Origin of the sequence: Microbacterium sp. NPDC091662, from assembly GCF_044756705.1 — a bacterium.
Taxonomy (GTDB): domain Bacteria; phylum Actinomycetota; class Actinomycetes; order Actinomycetales; family Microbacteriaceae; genus Microbacterium.
Window position 1 is genome coordinate 674625 of record NZ_JBIVTM010000002.1, and the last position, 20899, is coordinate 695523.

20 protein-coding genes are annotated in these 20899 nt (G+C 68.2%); 14 read left to right on the plus strand and 6 right to left on the minus strand.

The features are described from left to right. Positions 1–113: 113 nt before the first annotated feature. The gene (locus ACIQLD_RS16570; protein WP_402609722.1) at positions 114–1370 is read left to right on the plus strand and encodes an ABC transporter substrate-binding protein; all 1257 of its coding nucleotides are present in this window, start codon (positions 114–116) and stop codon (positions 1368–1370) included. 114 nt (positions 1371–1484) lie between these two features. Here ACIQLD_RS16570 and ACIQLD_RS16575 read toward each other — a convergent pair whose 3' ends face one another. From ACIQLD_RS16575 to ACIQLD_RS16590, 4 genes are all read right to left on the minus strand, one after another. Next, positions 1485–2258 carry an ABC transporter ATP-binding protein gene (locus ACIQLD_RS16575; protein ID WP_402609724.1) on the minus strand — a complete coding sequence of 258 codons (774 nt, stop codon included), beginning with the start codon at positions 2256–2258 and terminating at the stop codon, positions 1485–1487. Then, positions 2255–3223 carry an ABC transporter ATP-binding protein gene (locus ACIQLD_RS16580; protein ID WP_051668050.1) on the minus strand — a complete coding sequence of 323 codons (969 nt, stop codon included), beginning with the start codon at positions 3221–3223 and terminating at the stop codon, positions 2255–2257. Before ACIQLD_RS16580 ends, ACIQLD_RS16575 begins: the two co-directional genes overlap by 4 nt. Before the next feature lie 67 nt (positions 3224–3290). Continuing rightward, on the minus strand, positions 3291–4268 hold the full coding sequence (locus ACIQLD_RS16585) for a branched-chain amino acid ABC transporter permease (RefSeq protein WP_402609726.1): 978 nt from the start codon (positions 4266–4268) through the stop codon (positions 3291–3293). A 5-nt stretch (positions 4269–4273) separates the two neighbouring features. Continuing rightward, positions 4274–5557 carry a branched-chain amino acid ABC transporter permease gene (locus tag ACIQLD_RS16590; RefSeq protein ID WP_402610294.1) on the minus strand — a complete coding sequence of 428 codons (1284 nt, stop codon included), beginning with the start codon at positions 5555–5557 and terminating at the stop codon, positions 4274–4276. 317 nt (positions 5558–5874) lie between these two features. Here ACIQLD_RS16590 and guaB point away from each other — a divergent pair, with 317 nt between their 5' ends. Next, complete coding sequence (guaB, locus tag ACIQLD_RS16595) at positions 5875–7377, plus strand: IMP dehydrogenase (protein WP_402609728.1); 1503 nt, start codon at positions 5875–5877, stop codon at positions 7375–7377. Between the two features lie 71 nt (positions 7378–7448). Here the strand turns inward: guaB and ACIQLD_RS16600 are convergent, their stop codons facing one another. Beyond that, the gene (locus tag ACIQLD_RS16600) at positions 7449–7919 is read right to left on the minus strand and encodes a DUF4190 domain-containing protein (protein WP_402609730.1); all 471 of its coding nucleotides are present in this window, start codon (positions 7917–7919) and stop codon (positions 7449–7451) included. Positions 7920–8071: 152 nt separating this feature from the next. Here ACIQLD_RS16600 and ACIQLD_RS16605 point away from each other — a divergent pair, with 152 nt between their 5' ends. From ACIQLD_RS16605 to ACIQLD_RS16650, 10 genes are all read left to right on the plus strand, one after another. Beyond that, positions 8072–8386: a DUF2277 domain-containing protein gene (locus ACIQLD_RS16605; protein WP_402609732.1), complete on the plus strand. Its 315-nt coding sequence runs from the start codon at positions 8072–8074 to the stop codon at positions 8384–8386. Between the two features lie 143 nt (positions 8387–8529). Continuing rightward, positions 8530–9570 carry a response regulator gene (locus ACIQLD_RS16610; protein WP_402609734.1) on the plus strand — a complete coding sequence of 347 codons (1041 nt, stop codon included), beginning with the start codon at positions 8530–8532 and terminating at the stop codon, positions 9568–9570. Continuing rightward, positions 9570–10559 (plus strand): ATP-grasp domain-containing protein, encoded by a 990-nt coding sequence (locus ACIQLD_RS16615; RefSeq protein ID WP_402609736.1) that lies wholly within the window; start codon positions 9570–9572, stop codon positions 10557–10559. Before ACIQLD_RS16610 ends, ACIQLD_RS16615 begins: the two co-directional genes overlap by 1 nt. Further along, on the plus strand, positions 10556–11269 hold the full coding sequence (locus tag ACIQLD_RS16620; RefSeq protein WP_402609737.1) for a PHP domain-containing protein: 714 nt from the start codon (positions 10556–10558) through the stop codon (positions 11267–11269). The genes ACIQLD_RS16615 and ACIQLD_RS16620 overlap by 4 nt, the downstream gene beginning before the upstream one ends. Further along, positions 11269–12756 carry a glycosyltransferase gene (locus ACIQLD_RS16625; protein ID WP_402609739.1) on the plus strand — a complete coding sequence of 496 codons (1488 nt, stop codon included), beginning with the start codon at positions 11269–11271 and terminating at the stop codon, positions 12754–12756. The genes ACIQLD_RS16620 and ACIQLD_RS16625 overlap by 1 nt, the downstream gene beginning before the upstream one ends. Next, entirely contained in the window at positions 12753–12896 is a 144-nt protein-coding gene (locus tag ACIQLD_RS16630) for a hypothetical protein (RefSeq protein ID WP_402609741.1), read from the plus strand. The genes ACIQLD_RS16625 and ACIQLD_RS16630 overlap by 4 nt, the downstream gene beginning before the upstream one ends. Further along, on the plus strand, positions 12893–13240 hold the full coding sequence (locus ACIQLD_RS16635) for a response regulator (protein ID WP_402609743.1): 348 nt from the start codon (positions 12893–12895) through the stop codon (positions 13238–13240). Before ACIQLD_RS16630 ends, ACIQLD_RS16635 begins: the two co-directional genes overlap by 4 nt. Next, the gene (locus tag ACIQLD_RS16640) at positions 13237–15042 is read left to right on the plus strand and encodes an ATP-binding protein (protein ID WP_402609745.1); all 1806 of its coding nucleotides are present in this window, start codon (positions 13237–13239) and stop codon (positions 15040–15042) included. The genes ACIQLD_RS16635 and ACIQLD_RS16640 overlap by 4 nt, the downstream gene beginning before the upstream one ends. A gap of 170 nt (positions 15043–15212) precedes the next feature. Then, entirely contained in the window at positions 15213–15764 is a 552-nt protein-coding gene (locus tag ACIQLD_RS16645) for an OsmC family protein (protein ID WP_402609747.1), read from the plus strand. 97 nt (positions 15765–15861) lie between these two features. Further along, a complete protein-coding gene (locus ACIQLD_RS16650; RefSeq protein ID WP_402609749.1) occupies positions 15862–17550 on the plus strand; it encodes an ABC-F family ATP-binding cassette domain-containing protein in 1689 nt (562 codons plus the stop codon). 13 nt (positions 17551–17563) lie between these two features. Here ACIQLD_RS16650 and ACIQLD_RS16655 read toward each other — a convergent pair whose 3' ends face one another. After that, complete coding sequence (locus ACIQLD_RS16655) at positions 17564–18649, minus strand: FAD-dependent oxidoreductase (RefSeq protein WP_402609751.1); 1086 nt, start codon at positions 18647–18649, stop codon at positions 17564–17566. Positions 18650–18720: 71 nt separating this feature from the next. Here ACIQLD_RS16655 and ACIQLD_RS16660 point away from each other — a divergent pair, with 71 nt between their 5' ends. Next, entirely contained in the window at positions 18721–19836 is a 1116-nt protein-coding gene (locus ACIQLD_RS16660; RefSeq protein WP_402610296.1) for a GuaB3 family IMP dehydrogenase-related protein, read from the plus strand. Between the two features lie 59 nt (positions 19837–19895). Then, the gene (locus ACIQLD_RS16665; RefSeq protein WP_402610298.1) at positions 19896–20657 is read left to right on the plus strand and encodes an SURF1 family protein; all 762 of its coding nucleotides are present in this window, start codon (positions 19896–19898) and stop codon (positions 20655–20657) included. Positions 20658–20899 lie beyond the last annotated feature (242 nt).

Consider the following 20899-nt stretch of genomic DNA (forward strand, 5'->3'; position numbering starts at 1 on the left):
TCGGATCGTTAACGCACCGAGATACTTGCGACCCCTGCGCGCGGGGCTCACGCCCTAGTGTTAGAGCACCCGATTGTGGCCACAATCCACGTTCAGTTACGCAAGGGAGCATCATGAACGCATTGAAGGGCTCGCGCACAGCGAAGGTCTTCGCCGGGATCGCACTGATCAGTGCATCCGCCATCGTCATCGCCGGCTGCAGCAGCACTCCGAGCTCGGAGAGCGGCGGCAGCGACAAGCCAGCCGCCGACCTGACGCTCAAGCTCGGTTCGCTGCTTCCGCAGACCGGTTCGCTGGCGTTCCTCGGTCCGCCCATGGAATCCGGTGTCGGACTCGCAGTCCAGGAGGTCAACGACGCCGCCGCCGGTGTCACGATCGACCTGACGGCCGAAGACGAGGGCGACACCGACACCAAGGCCTACGAGACCTCGATCACCAAGCTGCAGGGCGCCGGCGTCTCCGCCATCGTCGGTGCGGCCGCTTCGGGCGTCTCCAAGCTCATCCTCGACGGCAACGTGAGCGCAGGGATCCTCCAGATCTCGGCATCGAACACGTCGCCCGACTTCACCACGTGGGATGACGACGGTCTGTACTTCCGCACGGCCCCCAGCGACCTGCTGCAGGGCGAGGTGCTCGGCAACCTGATCGCCGAGGACGGCGCGAAGACGCTCGGCATCATCTACCAGAACGACGCGTACGGCACCGGCCTCAACGACGCCATCACGAAGACGTTCGAGAGCACCGGAGGCGAGGTCGTCGAGTCGGTCTCGTTCAACGTCGGCGATGCGCAGTTCGACGCGCAGGTCGAGTCGATCAAGGCCCAGAACCCCGACGCGGTCGCGATCGTGTCGTTCGACCAGTTCAAGACCATCGCGCCGCTGCTGGTGAACGCCGGCATCTCGGCCGACAAGTTCTACATGGTCGACGGCAACCTGTCCGACTACGGCACGGAGATCCCGGTCTCGCTCGAGGGCGCGCAGGGAACCAAGGCCGGTCCTGCTCTGGCGGATGACTTCACCTCGCGTCTGCAGGACTACTGGACGGGCGAGGGCAACCCCGAGGTCAAGGACTTCACCTACGCGGCTGAGGCGTACGACGCCGTCATCCTCGTGGCTCTGGCCTCGCTCGCGGCCGGCTCCACCGAGGGCGCGGACATCGCGGCCAAGATGCAGGAGGTCTCCGGTGGTTCCGGCGACGGCAAGAAGTGCACCAGCTTCGCCGATTGCGCCAAGATCATCAACGACGGCGGCACGGCCGACTACGACGGCTACTCCGGCGACATCACGTTCGATGAGGCCGGCGACCCGCAGGGCGCATCGATCGGCATCTACAAGTACGGTGCCGACAACATGATCACCCGCACCAACTGATCGATCGATCACATGACGAAGGCCCCGGATCCGATCCGGGGCCTTTGTCGTGTGTCGTCCTGTCGTGGTGTCGCCGCGTCGTGTCGGCGCTTCAGGCCGCGTCGTGTCGGCGCTTCAGGCCGCGTCGGTGCCGAGGGTTCCCAGGTAGAGGCCGATCACCTTCGGGTCGTTCAGCAGATCCCGCCCGGTGCCCTCATGGGCGTCCTTGCCCTGGTCGAGCACGTACCCCCGGTCGCAGATCTGCAGGCAGCGGCGAGCGTTCTGTTCCACCATGATCGTCGTGACGCCGGCCTTGTTGATGTCGGACACCCGGATGAACGCGTCGTCCTGTCGCACGGGGGAGAGGCCGGCCGACGGCTCGTCGAGCAGCAGCACCGAAGGGTCCATCATCAGGGCGCGTGACATCGCGACCATCTGCCGCTCACCACCGGAGAGGGAGCCTGCGCGCTGCTTGAGCCGCTTTCCCAGCTCGGCGAAGATGCCGGTCACGAACTCGAGCCGCTCCGTGTAGATCTTGGGGTTCTGATAGAGCCCCATCTGCAGGTTCTCCTCGATCGAGAGAGAGGGGAAGACGTTGTTCGTCTGCGGCACGAACGCGACCCCGCGCCGGACGAGCTTGTCGGCCTTCAGGCCGACGATGCTCTCGCCCTTCACCGTGATGTCACCGCTGCGCACGTTCACCAGGCCGAAGATCGCCTTCAGCAGGGTCGACTTGCCGGCGCCGTTCGGGCCGATGATCCCGATCAGCTCTCCCTGCCGGGCGACGAGGTTCGCGCCGTTGAGGATGTTCACGCCGGGGAGGTATCCGGCGTGGACATCGGTCAGCTCGACGACGATGTCGTCCTGCGGCACGGTCTGCGGTGCGTTCGTCGGCGTCTCCGCGCTCATGCGCTGCCCTTCCCCTCGGTACCGGAGACGGGATCGCTCGCTTCGAGCTCGGCCTCCGCTTCTGCTTCGATCTTCTCGCGGAGACGGATCGCCGCGGCGTCCTCGAGCACGGGGATGCGCCCGGTGACCGCTCCCAGGTCGAGGTCCTGATGCGCGCCGAGGTAGGCGTCGACGACGGCCGGGTTCTCCATGACCTCGTCGGGAGGCCCTTCCGCGACGACGCGGCCCTCGGCCATCACGATCACCCAGTCCGCGATGTGGCGGACCATGTGCATGTCGTGCTCGACGAACAGCACGGTCATCCCCTGCTCCTTCAGATCGAGGATGTGGTCGAGGAGGGACTGTGTGAGGGCGGGGTTGACGCCGGCCATCGGCTCGTCGAGCATCACCAGCGTCGGGTCGCTCATCAGCGCCCTGGCCATCTCGAGAAGCTTGCGCTGACCGCCCGAGAGCGAGGCGGCGAAGTCCTTCTCCTTGGCGTCGAGCTTGAAGCGCGTCAGCAGCTCGCGTGCCTTGCCCTCGATCTCGGTGTCCTGTGCGCGCCAGAGGAAGGGGAACAGGCTCGACCAGAATCCCTCCCCGCGCTGATGGGGAGCACCGAGCTTCATGTTCTCGAGGACCGTGAGCAGCGAGAGCGACTTGGTCAGCTGGAACGTGCGCACCTGGCCCATCCTGGCCACCTTGAACGACGGCACTCCGGAGAGGCTCGTGCCGTCGAACGACCAGGTGCCGCTGTTGGGCTTGTCGAATCCGCAGAGCAGGTTGAAGAGCGTCGTCTTGCCGGCGCCGTTCGGGCCGATCAGTGCGGTGATGGCGCCGCGGGGCACTTCGAGGTGATCGACGTCGACGGCGGTCAGACCACCGAAACGACGTTGGACCGCGTCGACCACGAGGATCGGGTCCACCTTGGCGACGCCGGGCTTCACCTCGCCCTTGGTCAGACCGGTCGTCTTCGGGCGGCGGATGCTCCCGGTGGACGGCGCGGCCGTCGCGGCATCGTCACCGGGGCCGGGCACCTGCTCGGGGGTCAGTTCATTTGACAAAGGTCATCTCCCTCTTGTCGCCGAGGATGCCCTGTGGGCGGAAGATCACGAGCAGCATGAGCGCGATGCCGACGAAGACGAACACCAGCGTCGACGCCTGGCTGTCCGACATCGGCAGCAGGCCGGCTTTCGCCATCGAGGGGAGCAGGTTGGCCATGAAGGCGAACACCACCCAGAACAGCACTGCGCCCAGAGTGGGCCCGAACACCGTGGCCGCGCCACCGAGAAGGAGGATGGTCCACAGGAAGAACGTCAGCGACGTCGAGTAGCTGCCCGGGACGACCGCGGAGGGGAGGACGAAGATGATCCCGCCTGCGGCGCCGATCACACCACCAACGACGAGCGCCTGCATCTTGTAGGCGAAGACGTTCTTGCCGAGCGAGCGCACGGCGTCCTCGTCCTCGCGGATGCCTTTGAGGACCCGGCCCCACGGACTGCGCATCAGGGCCCACACGAGCAGGATGGCGACTGCCAGGACGATCACGCCGAAGACACGGTTCCAGAGGTCGTTCGCACTGTACATCCAGGGGCCGAACCCGTAGGTGCCCGGCGGGATGGGGTTCGCATCGCGGAACCCTCCGTTGTACTGCGCGAGGCCGTCGGCGCTGTTGGTCCATTCGTCGAACAGCTGCGTCGTGAAAAGGAGGCGGATGATCTCGCCGGCCGCGATCGTCGCGATCGCGAGATAGTCGGCGCGCAGACGCAGCGTCGGGATGCCCAGGAGCACGGCGAAGAACGCGCCGCCGAGCAGACCGATGAGCATGCCGATCCACCAGGGCAGGCCGAAGCTCAGCACCGAGATGGCGTAGCCGTAACCGCCGATGGCCATGAAAGCGGCCATGCCGAAGTTGAGAAGACCCGCGTAGCCGAAGTGCACGGCGAGGCCGGTCGCCGCGAGGGCGTAGGCGATGGTGACGGGGCTGAACAGGTAGACGGCCGTGTTCGAGAAGATGCTTCCGAAGTCCATGGTGATCAGCCCAACCTTTCCCTGCGTCCGAGCAGACCCTGCGGTCTCACGAGGAGGATGACGATGAGCACCACGAGGGCGCTCGCGTACTTCAGGTCGGACGGGATCCAGAGGGTCGAGACCTCGACCGCGATGCCGACGATGAGGGAGCCGACGAGAGCGCCGAACGCCGTGCCGAGACCGCCGAGCGTGATGGCGGCGAAGATCAGCAGCAGCATCTGCATCCCCATGTCCCACTTCACACCCGGGCGGAAGTAGGCCCAGAGGATACCGGAGATCGCGGCCAATGTGCCGGAGAGGATCCAGACGTAGCGGATCACCCTGTCGACATCGATGCCGGAGGCGGCGGCGAGCTGCGGATTGTCGGAGATCGCGCGCGTCGCCTTGCCGATGCGGGTGCGCGTCAGGAAGAACGCCACGGCCAGGATGACGACGATGCTCACGCCCATCGCGATCATGTCGATGTAGGACAGCGAGATCGGTCCGAACTGGATCGGGGTGGGGCTGGCACCGGGGAGCTGGTACGTGCCTCCGCCGATCATGAACTGGAAGGCGTAGCGCAGCGCGAGCGAGAGGCCGATGCTGACGATCATCAGCTGGACGACCCCGAGGCCCCGTCGTCGCAGAGGGCGCCAGATGCCCGCATCCAGCGCCCACCCGAACAGGCCACCGCCGATCACGGCCGCGGCGATGCCGAGCCAGAGCGGGAGATGCCAGAACGTGGTCGTGACGAGGGCGACGAGACCACCCCACGTCACCATCTCGGCGTGCGCGAAGTTCGATAGCCGCGTGGTGCCGTAGATGAGAGCGGCACCCATCGAGGCGAGGGCGAGCAGGAGTCCGAAGTTCAGGCCGCCGACCAGTCGCGAGAGCAGCTGATCGATGAATGACACCGTGACCCGCTGCCCTTCGCCGAGGAAGAGGTTCATGATCTTGGTCCCGGTGAGACCGAACTCGACCTCGAAGGAGGCGGTCGTCCCCGCGATCGGCTGGGTTCCCTCCGGCAGCTGGGTCGCATCGACGATCACGCCCTCGGGCAGGGTCGACTCGTCGACCGTCAGGGTGTACTTCTCCTTCTCGGGCACGTAGAGACGCCACTTGCCGTCGGCGTCGGTCTCGGTCTCACCCTTGAAGCCCTTGCCCTCGATGGACATGACGACGCCTTCGACCGGTTGATCGTCGAAGGTGACGACACCGGCGAAGTAGAACTCCGTGACCTCCTGCCCGTCGTCCGTCGTCTCGGCCGAAGCCGATGAGGGGGGCATGAGAACGAACGCGGTGAGCGCCATGAGGATAGCGAGCAGCGCGACCACCCAGGGGCGCTTTCGCTGCACGGCGATTGTTGTGGGTCCCACGCAACCTCCACTTTGAGTGCTGTGTCTCCGCGGTGTCGGGTCGACCGCGGGGATGGACGACGCACTTGAGCGTAATGCGCGATCGGCGATTCGCCTACGGTCGCTGCCAACAGTCCGGTAACGACGGGGCTCTGGGAATGTTCTCGGGCGTGTCTCGCTTAGAATCTTCATACGGGCCGCGGCCCCGCACCGGCCGACGTCGACCACCCCCTCGCACTCGGACATGCGCGACTCGCGCAGAAGGAGAATCCATGGAACAGCACGATCCCTTCGGCTTCGTCGGACTGACGTACGATGACGTGCTGCTGCTGCCCGGGCACACCGATGTGATCCCCAGCGAGGCCGACACCTCGTCGCGGATCACGCGCCGCATCTCGGTCGCCACTCCGCTGCTGTCGAGCGCGATGGACACGGTCACCGAGTCCCGCATGGCGATCGCCATGGCCCGTGAGGGCGGCATCGGCATCCTGCACCGCAACCTCTCCATCGCCGATCAGGCCGCGCACGTCGACCGTGTCAAGCGCAGCGAGTCGGGCATGATCACCGACCCCATCACGACGACGCAGGACGCTACCGTCGAAGAGGTCGACAACCTCTGCGCGAAGTACCGCATCTCCGGTCTTCCCGTCGTCGACGACGAGGGCAAGCTCGTCGGCATCATCACGAACCGCGATATGCGGTTCGTCTCGGGCTTCGAGCGTCAGACCACCTTCGTCAAGGACGTCATGACGCGCGAGAACCTCGTCACCGCCCCCGTGGGCGTCGCAGCCGGCGAGGTCATCGCGCTGTTCGCCAAGCACCGCGTCGAGAAGCTGCCGCTCATCGACGGCGACGGCAAGCTCGCCGGTCTCATCACGATCAAGGACTTCGACAAGAGCGAGAAGTATCCGCTCGCCACCAAGGACGACCAGGGCCGCCTCCGAGTCGGCGCCGCGATCGGGTTCTTCGGCGACGCCTGGGAGCGTGCAGAGGCGCTGCGCGACGCCGGCGTCGACGTGCTCGTGGTCGACACCGCCAACGGCCAGTCGCAGGGCGTCATCGATCTCGTCCGCCGCCTCAAGGCCGACACCACGTTCGAGCACATCGACATCATCGGCGGAAACGTCGCGACCCGCGAGGGCGCCCAGGCGCTCGTCGATGCCGGTGTCGACGCGGTCAAGGTCGGCGTCGGTCCCGGGTCCATCTGCACCACGCGCGTCGTCGCAGGCGTGGGCGTTCCCCAGGTGACCGCGGTCTACGAGGCGTCGCTCGCCGCGCGTCCCGCCGGGGTGCCGGTGATCGCCGACGGCGGGCTGCAGTACTCCGGCGACATCGCCAAAGCCCTGGTCGCCGGCGCCGATGCCGTGATGCTGGGCTCGCTCCTGGCCGGGACCGACGAGTCCCCGGGCGAGATCGTCTTCCAGTCGGGCAAGCAGTTCAAGCAGTACCGCGGCATGGGTTCGCTGGGGGCCATGCAGACCCGTGGGAAGCAGACCTCGTACTCCAAGGACCGCTACTTCCAGGCCGACGTCCCCAGCGACGACAAGCTGATCCCCGAGGGCATCGAAGGACAGGTGCCCTACCGTGGACCGCTCTCCGCCGTCGCCTATCAGCTGGTCGGCGGGCTGCGTCAGTCGATGTTCTACGTCGGCGCGCGCACCATCGAAGAGCTCAAGGCGCGCGGCAAGTTCGTGCGCATCACCTCGGCGGGGCTCAAGGAGTCGCACCCGCACGACGTGCAGATCGTGGTCGAGGCTCCGAACTACAAGAAGTAGCCGTCACGGACGGCGAGAGGGACCGGATGCGTGTCGCATCCGGTCCCTCTCGCTTTCCCGCCGAGTGCGGGTCAGCCGCACCGGTAGGTGACGCCGTTGACCTCCCAGACCCCGGTGCCCAGTTCGGCGCACATGCCGACGAGGCCGGCGATGACGGTCGCGAACAGGATGATCCCGATGATGCCGGCGATGGTCAGGATCGCACCGATGATGATCCCGGCGATCGCGAGTCCCTTCGGCTGCCCGGCCTTGCCGAGCTTCACAGCGGCGACGATGCTCAGGATGAGGCCGATCGGTGCCGCCACGAATGCGAGGACGAGGCCGACGATCGACAGCACACGTCCCGGCGGGGTCGGCTCGGGTTGCGGATACGCGGGCGCTGCGGGAGCCGGGTAGCCGGCGGCGGGCGCCGAACCGGGCGCGGCATCCCAGGTCGGGGCCGCAGCGGGCGCGGCCGGAGGCGGCGTGGGTGCCGCGGCGGGCGGCGGCGCGGGGTTCGAGGAATCGGGAGCAGGCGGTTCGGGGAACGGGGGGTTCGTCATGTGCTGTCCTGTCGACGGGGCGGGAGGGAACGCACGGGCGGTCCCGGTTGCCCCCGAGCGTAGCGACCGCCCCGCGACCGCACCATCCCCACCCGAGCACGGACCCCGGTCGGCCTCTTCCGTCTGTCTGCGCGGCGGCGTAGCGTGCCGGTATGTGCCGGAACATCGTCCCGTTGAACAACCTCGAGCCCGCAGCGACCGATGAGGAATGCCACGACGCCGCTCTGCAGTTCGTGCGCAAGATAGCCGGAACCACAGCGCCGTCCAGAGCCAATCAGCCGGCTTTCGACAGTGCCGTCGGTGAGATCGCGGTGGTCGTCAGTCGTCTGCTGAGCGAGCTCGTCACCACGGCGCCGCCGAAGAATCGCGAAGACGAAGCGGCGAAGAGGAGAGCTCGATCCGCCGAGCGCTACGAGGCGATCCGGGTCTTCCAGCAGGAGAAGCGCGCCGCCCGCGCGGGAGCGTAGGAGAGACGCCGTCGCGCGGGCGGCGCCGTATGCCAGAATCGACATACCCCGCTCGACTTTCCCTGCGGACCCGGTGTTGAAGGGCACCGAGATCGCGTGACCGATCCCCATCGGCCAGGGAACCTCCCCAAGGAGAGCTGTACATGGAGGAATCCCCTCGCGTTCTCGTCGTCGACGATGATCCCGATGTCGCCCTGCTGGTCAGAACCGTGCTCGAGCGGCGCGCCGGGTGCATCGTCGACGTCGCCGAAGATGGCCTGTCGGCTGTCGAGCGCGTCGCCGCCGTGCGTCCGGACGTCGTCGTCACCGACATCGAGATGCCGGGGCTCAACGGCCTCGAACTGCTCGCCGAGCTGCGCAGGACGGTGCCCTCGGTGCCGGTCGTGGTGATGACCGCCCATGTCTCGGTCGAGTACGCGGTCTCTGCTCTTCGGGCGCAGGCGGATGAGTTCCTTACCAAGCCGCTCGACAACGGCAAGCTCGTCGAGGCCGTCACCCGGCTCGTCGAAGTGGGGCGCCGACGCCGTGAAGAGGCGCGCAAGCCGGAGCGGGTGCTCGCGATCGGCGCACACCCCGACGATGTCGAGATCGGCGTCGGCGGGTTGCTCGCGGCGCATGCGGCGGCTCACGATGAGATCACGATCCTCACGCTCTCCCGCGGCGCCAGAGGAGGAGATGCCGACAGCCGACAGAACGAGTCCCTTGCAGCGGCCGACATGCTGGGCGCCCGACTGTTCCTGAAGGATCTCGTCGACACGGAGATCTCCGGAGGCGGCTCCACCGTACGCATCATCGAGGAGGTCGTGCAGGAGATCCAGCCGACGATCGTGTACACCCACTCGAGTCACGACCGCCATCAGGACCACCGGGCCGTCAGCGAGGCGACCATCGTGGCGACTCGGCGCGTGGGCACCGTCGCCTGTTATCAGAGCCCGTCAGCGACCATCGACTTCCGCCCCACGAGGTTCGTGCGCATCGATCAGTACCTCGACGAGAAGCTGCGGCTTCTGGAGCGCTTCGGATCGCAGACCGCGAGCCGCGAGTACCTGGCGCCCGAGTTCGTGACCGCGACTGCCCGGTACTGGTCGAGGTTCGGCGGGGGCACCGCGGTCGAACCTCTCGAAGTGGTCCGCGAGACCGCTGAGTTCATCGGCGCCCACGAACTCACGCGACGGGAGAGCTGATGACCAAGCGGGTGCTGGTGACCGGTGCCGGGGGACCGGCAGGAGTGGCCGTGATCCGGTCGCTGCTGCGCCGATCCGACCTGACCGTGTTCGCCGCCGATATGGACGGCTGGGCGAGCGGCATCTACCTGGTGCCTCCGGCGCAGCGGCGTCTGGTGCCGCCGGGGAGGGACGCCGACTTCGTGCCGGCGATCGCCAGCATGGTCGCAGACGACGATCTCGACCTGGTGATCTCGACCGTCGACGTCGAGCTCATCGCCCTCGCGGAGCGTCGGGAGGAGCTGGCCCCCGCGGTCCTGGCCGCTCCGTCGGCGGACACCCTGAACACCGCGCTCGACAAGCTCGCCCTCGCCGAGCGCTGCGCACCGACAGGGCACACCCCGCGCACGGTTCTCGCCGGGCGCGACGCCGAGGCTGTCGACTGGGAGTTCCCGGTCTTCGCCAAACCACGCCAGGGCGCGGGGAGTCGCGGTGTGCGTCTCGTGCCCGATCGCGCGGCTCTCGAGGCGCTGCCGACAGATGAGGGACTCATCGTGCAGGACTTCCTTCCGGGGGAGGAGTACTCCGTCGACGTCATCGCCGATGCCGCGGGCAACGTCGTCGCCGCCGTGCCGCGCACCCGTGCCCGAGTCGACTCCGGTGTGGCGATCGCCGGGCGCACTCTCCGCGACCCGGAGCTCGAGGAGACGGCGGCATCGATCGCGCGGGCGATCGGTCTGGTCGGCGTCGCCAACGTGCAGCTGCGGCGCGATCGCACCGGTCGCGCCGTGCTGCTCGAGGTCAATCCGCGCTTCCCCGGGGCTCTGCCCCTGACGATCGCCGCGGGCGTCGACATCCCGTCGCTCGTGGCCGACCTGTTCCTCGGCCGCGAACTGCCGGTGCAGATCCCGTTCCGCGAGATCGCCTCCGTGCGCTTCCTGGAAGACGTGATCGTGGAGATCGAAGACGTACTGGTCTCCGACCACGCGGGGCATCAGGAGGAGCTGTGAGCCACGCACTGCTCCGCGGCGACCACCACGTCCACTCGACGTTCTCGGACGACGCCGTGTCGACGCTCGCCCAGAACGTCCACGCCGCAGCGGCCGCGGGGCTCACCACCCTGCGTCTGGTCGATCACGTGCGTCAGAGCACCACCTGGGTGCCGGAGTACGTCTCCGCGGTGCGGGCTCTCCGGGTGCCCGACGGGCTCACTGTGTTCACGGGCGTGGAGGCGAAGATCCTCGACGTCGCGGGAACGCTGGACATCCCGGCGCTTGCAGAGGGGATCGACCGGATCCTCATCGCCGACCATCAGTTCCCCGGTGCAGACGGCCCTCTCGGTCCCACGGCGGTGCGGGAGCGGATCGCCGCCGGCTGGGCGACCGACGACGTGCTCGATCAGTTCGTCGAGGCCGTCGTCGCCACGATGCGCCGGTACCCCGGGAACCAGCTTGCGCACTGCTTCTCGATCCTCCCGAAGATCGGCCTGTCGGAGGACGATCTCGGCCAGGAGCGGACGGATGCCTGGGCGCGTGCCGCCGTCGACACCGACACCCTCGTCGAGGTGAACGAGAAGTGGGGCTGCCCCGGAGTTCCGGCACTGACCGCGCTGCGCCGCGTGGGCGGGGAGATCGTCGCCTCCACCGACAGCCATGACGCCTCGGAGGTCGGTCGATACTCCCGGGTCGTCGCGTTGCTCGACGCGGTGGAGGTGTCGTGATGACGGATCTCTCCGTGCTGGAGACCGTCCTGGTCATCGTCCTCCTGCTCTGCGTCCTGGTGGGAACGCTGCCCGTGATCAACACCGGGCTGCAGTTCCTCGTGCTGCCATTGCACGCGTTCCGCAATCACTACGGCAAGGCTGCTCCTTACCACCCGAACGTCGCCGTCATCATCCCGGCCTGGAACGAAGGGGCGGTGATCGGTCCGGCCATCGAGCGATTGCTGCAGCTTGAGTATCCCGCCGAGCGCCTGCGGGTCTTCGTCGTCGACGACGCGTCCACGGACGACACTCCGGCGATCGTCACCGCGAAGGCACAGGCCCACCCGGGGCGCGTCGTGCATCTGCGCCGCGAGAAGGGCGGCGAGGGCAAGGCGCACACCCTCAACCACGGTCTCGACGTGGTTCTCGCCGACGCCTGGACCGAGGCCGTTCTGATCATGGACGCGGACGTGATCTTCGCGCGCGACTCGCTGCGCAAGCTCACCAGGCACCTCGCCGATGAGAAGGTCGGCGCGGTGACGGCGTACATCGCGGAGGGCAGCCGTGACCGCAACTACCTCACCCGGTTCATCGCGATCGAGTACGTGATCGGCCAGCTCTCGGCGCGTCGGGTGCAGAACGTGGGCGGTGCGATCGCCTGCCTCGCCGGCGGTGCGCAACTGCATTCGCGGGCGAACCTCGAGGCCATCGGCGGGCGGATCCCGACGGGCACCCTCGCCGAAGACACCATGACGACCTTCGAGAGCCAGCTCAAGGGGCGTCGTATGGTCTTCGAGCCGCACGCGGTGGTGCTGGCCGAGGAGCCGCGCACGATCGACAGCCTGTGGAAGCAGCGGTTGCGCTGGGCGCGGGGCAACGTGCAGTTGACCTCGATCTACCGCAAGCTCTGGTTCCGTCCGAGCCGCGATCACAACCTGGGCAGCTTCGGGTTCGGGCTCGCCTGGTTCACGATCCTGCTGTTGCCCGCGTTCATGCTCCTCGCGGCGGCGGGGATGCTCGCCCTGCTCGTCCTGCACAGCGACATCGCCGAGTTCGTCTTCCGCTTCATGTGGATCTCCGCGGCCTGCATCTACCTCTTCTCGATGCTGTACTCCGTGCAGCTCGATCCACGGACCGGCCGGCATTCCTGGCGCGAGGCGATCATGTTCCCGGGGCTCGGTGCCCTGATCCTGATGGCGATCGCCCTCTTCCCCTGGGCGTTCGAATCGCTCCTGAGCGCGGTCGGGCTGGGGCTGACGGATCAGTCCCGCCTCATCTGGGCCGTGATCTTCTATCTGTGGGGACCGATCTCGATGCTCGGCATCTGGCTGGCGCGGGCGGTGGAGCCCCTCCCCGGTGGGCGGTTCTTCGCCGGTCTTCTGCTCTACATCTGCGGCTACGGCTCGTTGCTGTGCGCGATCACCGTGGATTCCTACATCAAAGAATGGCGTCGAGCCGATGCCTCCTGGATCAAGACCGAGAAGATCGGACGTGTCGACTCATGACCGCAACCCCGTCGCACGATGCCGAAGTGGAGGAGATCGCCGCGGATGCCCGACGAGAGCGGCGGCTGATCCCTCAGGCGCTGCTCGCCCTGGCCGTCGTCGTCGTCATCGTCGTCGTGCGAGAGCTGTTCCTTCGATGACCGGGAGGCCGCTGGCCCTCGTCGTCGAGGATGCGCCCGATCAGGCCGCCCTGCTGCGTCGGTACCTCGATCGCGAGGGTTTCGATGTGTTCATCGCCCGTGACGCCGAGTCGGCGATCGCGGCGTTCGCCGAGATCGATCCCGTGCTGGCGGTGCTCGACCTCATCCTTCCCGGCATCTCGGGCCAGGAGTGCGCGCGTCTGGTCCAGGAGCGGTTCCCCGACTGCTTCCTCGTGATCAGCTCGGTCCTCGACGCCGCCGACTATCCGCCGGCCGATGCCGCTCTGCCGAAGCCGATCACCGGTTCCGACCTGCATGCCATCGTGGGGAAGGTGCAGCGATGAGGGCGACTCCTCTCGACCGCGCGGAGAACCGCTGGTATCAGGTCTTCGACAACCCGAGTCCGCTGCTCAAGCAGGCGCCCACGGTCATCGCGACGGTCATCGCGGCGATTCTGACCTGGTGGGTCCCCGACCTGCCGATCACTCACGTCGCCCCGGCTGTGGGGGGAATCGCGGTGGTCCTCGCGGCGACCGCGCTCGCCGCTGTGCTCACGGCGCGCGGGATGATCGACGGCTGGGCCGTGCTGCTCATCCCCATCGTCGACATCGTCGGGCTCGGCCTGTTCCGCACCGGCACCGGCGGCGCCACGTCGCTCTTCTCCTCGCTCGTGCTCCTGCCCGTGGTCTGGCTGGCGGCGGCCCCCGGTATCCGCTGGGTGTTCGTGGTCGGCGGGCTGACCTCGGTCGCCCTGCTCATGCCGTACTTCACCGACCCGCCCGAGACTTCGGTCGAATGGCTGCGCGGCGTGGTCGGGCCGCTGGTGTTCTCGGCGGTGGCCGCGGTCATCAATCAGCTCTCGAGACAACAGCGCATGCGGGTCGAACAGGCCGAGGAACTCGTCGCCGAGCGCACCAGGGCCCTGTCGGAGAACGTCGCCATGATCGTGCAGCTGCGCGACAAGGAGCGTCAGTACCGCGAACTGCTCGATTCGTTCGAGAGCCTGTGGTCGTCGATCACGGCACAGGCGGTGATCGCCACCGACTGCAGCGGTGTCGTGACGGCGTGGAACCCCGGGGCGGTGCGGCTTCTCGGGCTGACGGTCGATGAGGCGCTGCGCGACGTGCGCATCGATCGCTTCTTCTCCACCGCCGTGCTCTCGATGTTGGCCGCGGAGAACGCCCAGCCCGCGCAGCCGGTGCCCGGATTCCCGCCGGCATATGCCGAGCTCGCCCCCGGTATCAAGTCGCTGTTCGCGCAGGCCGATGCCGGGTCGACGGTCGACGGCGACATCGAGGTGATCACCGCAGGGGGCACCACCGTTCCGGCCCGTGTGACGGTCAGCCCGCACAAGGACGGCGCCGGCGCGCAGCAGGGATACCTCTTCGTGCTCACCGACGAGACCAGGGCCGTCGAGGTCGCTCGCATGAAGGACGAGTTCGTCGGGATGATCTCGCACGAGCTCCGCACACCGCTCAGCGCGATCATCGGCTTCCTCGATCTGCTCCAGAACGATCCGGGTCAGCCGCTCACCGACGACCAGCAGGAGTTCGTCGGCATCATCGAACGCAATGCGCAGCGTCTGCTCAACCTCGTCGGCGATCTGCTCTTCACCGCTCAGGTCGAATCCGGACGATTCCCGCTCGAGCGCGAGGACGCCGATGTCGCCGAGCTGGTGCGGTCGGCCGTCGTGTCGGCCGGACCGCATGCGCAGCGTGAGGGCATCGATCTCGTCGCCGAGGTCGGGACGGATGCGATCCCGGTGTTCGTCGACGCGGGTCGAGTCGGGCAGGCCATCGACAATCTGCTCTCGAACGCCATCAAGTTCACGCCGCGAGGTGGCACGGTCACCGCTCGGGTGCGGACGGTCGACGGGGGAGTGGAGTTCTCGATCGCGGACACAGGAGTCGGCATCCCCGAGGACGAACAGGGGATGCTCTTCACCCGCTTCTTCCGTGCCTCGACGGCGACGCGCAACGCGGTGCCGGGGGTGGGACTCGGCCTCACGATCACTCGGGCGATCGTGCTGGCGCATGGCGGGACGATGGATGTGACGAGCCAGGAAGGCGTCGGCACGGAGTTCCGCTTCCTCTTGCCGGCGGCGCCCCGTACCGAAGTGCTGATGAGCCTGAGCCGGGCCGACTGAGTCTCGCATCGCTGCGCTCACGGCGGACCGCGCGTGGGGCGAGTCGGAGCGCATCGAGCAGGGGCGGCGCTGACACGAGCGCAGCACGCGCTGTGACGCTGCGTGTCCGGCTGTGAAGCCGGATGACGGACGGCGGGCGGCGTGAGCGGCCTGATCGCTACCGTCGGGCCATGACTCTTCTCCAGGACCAGCTCGCCGGTGTCGCCGACGTCACTCCGGCCGAGCGCGCGCAGCGCCTCACCGACGCCGGATCGGCGTGGAACGAGCGGATCGCAGCGGACGACGCGAACGCCCAGCTGACCTATCGGGTCAGCGGTCGTGGCATCGGCTCCGTCGCGACCGAGATCCGCGCAGGCAAGCACCGCTTCCTCGTCGACGAGCCGGGCGCGCTCGCCGGTGACGACGCGGCGGCCAGCCCGGTCGAGTATGCGCTGGGTGCGCTCGTCTCGTGTCAGGTGGTCGTGTACCGGCTCTATGCCCAGGCTCTCGGACTCACGATCGACGAGATCGAGATCACCGCGGAGGGCGACCTCGATGTGCGCAAGCTCTTCGGCATCGACGAGTCGGGGCGCGCCGGTTTCCACGATGTGCGGGTGACGGTCGACATCACCGGTCCGAACACCCCGGAGGAATACGAGAACCTGCGCAGTGTCGTCGACGCACACTGCCCTGTCCTCGATCTCTTCGCCGCTCCCGTGCCGACGTCGAGCGCTCTCGCCTGATCGCTCGCAGCGTCTCCGAACACGGTGCGGCGCAGGTCTGCTCCTGCTGATAGCCTGGTCGGCTCGGCATGTGCGGGCGGAAGGACGGCCACGCACCGTGGGCTCTATCGATGTATCCAGCGTCTCCTTGACGCTTCCCGACGGCAGACCGCTTCTCGATGAGGCGAGCTTCCGGGTCGGCGCCGGCTCGACGAGCGCTCTGATCGGCCCGAACGGCGCGGGCAAGACCACCCTGCTGCGCATCATCCGCGGCGATCAGGCCGCAGACGACGGTGTCGTCACGATCGACGGCGGACTCGGCGTCATGGACCAGTTCGTCGGTCATGGCGGGCCGGGTGAGACGGTGCAGCAGCTGCTCGTGCGGGTCGCCCCCGCGCGCATCCGCACGGCGGCCGAGGGGCTCGAGGCGGCCGAGAACGCGCTGATCGAACGCGATGAGCACGACACGCAGATGGCCTACGCGTCGGCGATCGCCGAGTATGCGGACGCCGGCGGCTACGAGCACGAGACCGTCTGGGATCAGTGCACGATCGCCGCCCTCGGGGTCCCGTACGAGCGTGCACGATATCGCGAGCTCACCACGCTCTCGGGCGGGGAGCAGAAGCGGCTCGCCCTCGAGGCGCTGCTGCGCGGACCAGACGAGGTGCTGCTGCTCGACGAGCCGGACAACTACCTCGACGTGCCCACCAAGCGCTGGCTCGAGGAGCAGCTGCGTCAGACGCCCAAGACCGTGCTGCTGGTGTCGCACGACCGCGAGCTGCTCGCGCGTGCGGCCGATCGGCTCATCACGCTCGAACCCGGGGGAGCGGGAGCGACGGCATGGGTGCACGGTGGCGGCTTCGGCACCTATCAGCAGGCGAGGACCGACCGGATGGACCGGCTCGACGAGTTGCGCCGGCGCTGGGACGAGCAGCACGAGAAGCTGCGTACCCTGGTGGCGAACCTCAAGGTGAAGGCCTCGGCGAACGACGGCTTCGCATCGCGGTATCAGGCGGCGCAGACCCGCCTGCGCAAGTTCGAGGAGGCCGGTCCGCCCGAGGAGCGTCCGCCCGCTCAGGAGTTCGACATGCGACTGCGCGGTGCGCGCACGGGTAAGCGTGCCGTGGTCGCGCAGCGGCTGGAGCTGACCGGGCTCATGCGTCCGTTCGATGCCGAGGTCTGGTACGGCGACCGGGTCGCGGTGCTCGGCTCGAACGGATCGGGCAAATCGCACTTCCTGCGGCTGCTGGCGCGTGGCGGCAGCGACCCCGATTCGACTCTGGGTCATGTCACGTCGACGGGCGAGCAGCTCGACCCCGTGGAGCACACCGGTACGGCGGCGCTCGGCGCGCGGGTCGTGCCCGGCCTGTTCGCCCAGACGCACGCGCATCCCGAGTTCGTCGGACGCACGCTGCTCGAGATCCTGCACCGCGGCGACGATCGTCGCGCCGGGATGCCGCGCGACGCCGCGAGCTCGGCGCTCGACCGCTACGGTCTCGTCCGCCAGGCTCAGCAGACGTTCGACTCGCTCTCGGGAGGACAGCAGGCGCGTTTCCAGGTGCTGCTGCTGGAGCTCTCCGGGGCGACGCTGCTGCTGTTGGACGAGCCGACCGACAACCTCGACCTGGAGTCGGCCGAGGCGCTCGAACAGGCGCTGGCGCGGTTCGAGGGCACCGTGCTCGCCGTCACCCACGACCGCTGGTTCGCGCGGTCGTTCGATCGATTCCTGGTGTTCGGATCCGACGGCGAGGTCTACGAATCCGACGAACCGGTGTGGGACGAGAAGCGGGTGGCGCGCACGCGCTGAGGTCCGGCGATGGTCAGGGCAGCCGGAAGGGCGCAGCGGCGCGCGCGGCGGGGTCGATCGCGAGGTCGGCGAGGACCCCGCCGACGCCTGGGGCGAACTTGAAGCCGTGCCCGGAGAATCCGGCGCCCACCACGATCCGGCCCCGGCGATCGAGCACGAACGTCCCGTCGTCGGTCGAGGTGTAGGTGCAGCTGATCGGCACGGCGGATGCGGCGTCGAGCCCCGGTATCCACTCGCGCACGTAGTCCGCCAGCGCACGCTGATGCGTGGGCAGGTGCGGTCGGGCGTCCGGGTCGACCTCCTCTCCCACGCGGTGAAAGCCGACCTTCACGCCTTCGCCGGGCGTGGGCATGCCGTAGACAGTCGCGGGGTATGCCGCGGGATCGACGTAGTGGTTGAACGAGGGCCAGGTCGCGTCGGCCAGCGGCCGGAAGTGCGCCGGCGTCTCTTCGGTGACGGTGAGCCGCGGCAGGCCGAAGCGGGCGAGGAGCTGCTGTGTCCACGCACCGGCGGTCACGACGACGGTCTCCGCACGCAGCCGGCTGCCGTCGGCGAGGCCGACCACGGCGCCGTCCTCGTCCTCGTCGATGTGCGCGGCCGGAGTGTTCCAGCGCACTTCTCCACCGCCGGCGTCGATCCGTCGCTCCAGCTCTCGCAGCGTCTCGACGGCGCGCACGACCCCGGCGTCCGAGGACCACAGCACGTCGCCGTCGAAGCGCATCCCCGACCACCGGGTACTCGCCTCGGCAGGGGAGAGCGCAGCGCTCGGGATACCGCGGGCGTCGAGACCCGCGTGCACGGCGCCGATATCGAGGTGGCCGTGTGTGACGAGCCCGTGCAGGCGCAGGAGCGGCTCGCCGTCGACGTCCCCGAGGGCTTCCCACCCGTTACGGGCGCGCACGAGCAGATCGAGGTAGTGCTCCTCGTCGTAGGCGTTGTTGAAGTTGCGGGTCGCCCCGTGCGACGCGCCTTCCCGGTGCCCGCGGGCGAAGCGCTCGATCACGACGGGATGCAGACCCCGCCGCACCAGCTCCCACGCCGTCGCCAGTCCCATGACGCCACCGCCCACCACCACGATGTCCACGGTCTCGGTCCTCATGCTGCCTCCCGTTCGGAACCAGTCTCCCAGCACGGGCCCGTCCGGCCGCCGGGTAGGCTGGTGGGGTGACCATGGAGATCGAGCTCGGCCGAGGAAAGCGTGCACGCCGCGCGTACACGTTCGATGACATCGCGGTGGTGCCTTCCCGGCGCACGCGCAACCCGGAGGACGTGTCCACCGCCTGGACGATCGACGCCTTCGGCTTCGAGATCCCGGTGCTCGGCGCACCGATGGACTCGGTCGTGAGCCCGCAGACCGCGATCATGCTCGGTCAGCTCGGCGGACTCGGTGTGCTCGACCTCGAGGGTCTGTGGACGCGGTACGAGAATCCGGAGCCACTGCTGGCGGAGATCGCGGGTCTCGACGATGCCAAGGCCACGGTGCGGATGCAAGAGCTGTACTCCGAACCCATCAAGCCCGAGCTCATCACCCGCCGCCTCGCCGAGGTCCGCGAAGCCGGCGTCACGGTCGCCGGATCCCTCACCCCGCAGCGCACCCAGGAGTACTACGACACCGTCGCCGCCGCCGGTGTCGACCTCTTCGTGATCCGCGGTACCACGGTGTCTGCCGAGCACGTGTCGAGTGTCGCCGAGCCCCTCAACCTCAAGAAGTTCATCTACGACCTCGACGTGCCCGTCATCGTCGGCGGCGCCGCGACCTACACCGCGGCCCTCCACCTGATGCGCACGGGCGCGGCCGGTGTGCTCGTCGGGTTCGGCGGGGGAGCCGCATCGACCACGCGCGCGACCCTCGGCATCCACGCACCCATGGCGACGGCCGTCTCCGACGTCGCCGCCGCGCGCCGCGACTACCTCGACGAGTCCGGTGGACGCTACGTGCACGTGATCGCCGACGGCGGCGTCGGCACCTCCGGTGACATCGTCAAGGCGCTCGCGATGGGGGCCGACGCGGTCATGCTCGGTGTCGCGCTCGCCCGGGCCACCGACGCGCCGGGCCGCGGATTCCACTGGGGCCCCGAGGCGCATCACCCCAAACTGCCGCGCGGCCACCGTGTCGAGGTCGGCGGCATCGGCACGCTCGAGGAGATCCTCTACGGCCCGGCCCCCGTGGCAGACGGCACCGCGAACCTCATCGGCGCGCTGCGCAAGTCGATGGCGACCACCGGGTACTCCGACCTCAAGGAGTTCCAGCGGGTCGAGGTCGTGCTCGCACCGTACGAGGCCTGAGGGTCCTGCGCTCCACCGTGACCACTCCTGCTCTGTTCCCCCCGACTCTCCGTGAGGTCATGCTCCGGGGACGCTGGATCGGGATGCTCCTGCTCTGCCTCCTCGTGGCCGGTGTCTTCGCCTGGCTCGGGCAGTGGCAGTTGGAGCGCGCGATCGAGACGGATCCGCCCGCTCCCGGCGCCACCGAGCAGGTTCAGCAACTCACCGACGTCCTCGAGCCGGGTACCTATCTTCCCGAGCCGCTCGTTGGCCAGCGGGTCGAGACCACTGGCGCCTGGGTTCCCGGGGACTTCATCGTGGTGTCGAGCCGTTTCAACGACGATGTCGAGGGTTACTGGGTCACCGGTCAGCTGCGGGTCGCCGAGCGCACCTCCATCGCCGTCGCGATCGGCTGGGCACCCGATCGGACGACGGCGGACGCGGCCGTGAAGGAGCTGGAAGCCGGCGCCGACGGGTCAGCGGTCGATGTCACCGGACGCATCATCTCGGATGAGGGCCCGCGCGTGCCTCCGCACGCCGATCCGCAGCAGTTAGATCGCATGTCGCCCGCCGCCCTCCTCAGCCGTTGGCACGATGTCGAGGAGCTCGCCGTCTACCGCCCCTACCTCGCCTCGACCTCTGCGACGGCAGGATTGGTCGACATCTCCTCACCGGCGCCCGATGAGATGTCTCCGGTCAACTGGCTCAACGTCTTCTACGCGGTCGAGTGGGCGATCTTCGCCGGCTTCGCGTTCTACCTCTGGTACCGACTGGCCAAGGACGCCTGGGAGCGCGAGGTCGAAGAGTTCGAGGACGAGGCGCAGGCCGATACCGTCGCCTGATCTGCCGCGCATCCGCGCGCGTTCCGATGCGCAATTGTGCGCCATCGGGCGTGAGTAGCGACCTTCGTCAGGGGTGGCTCCGGCCATCCGGTGATCGCTCGATGACGAATCGGAAAACTCCGTTGAGGATGTCGGGACCGCTCCGTATGCTCGCAACCATGTGAGCACGCTGGGAGTTTCCCCTGTGTGCCGTGACAGTCCTGAGAAGTGTCGAACCCGACCGAGGAGACAGCACCGATGAT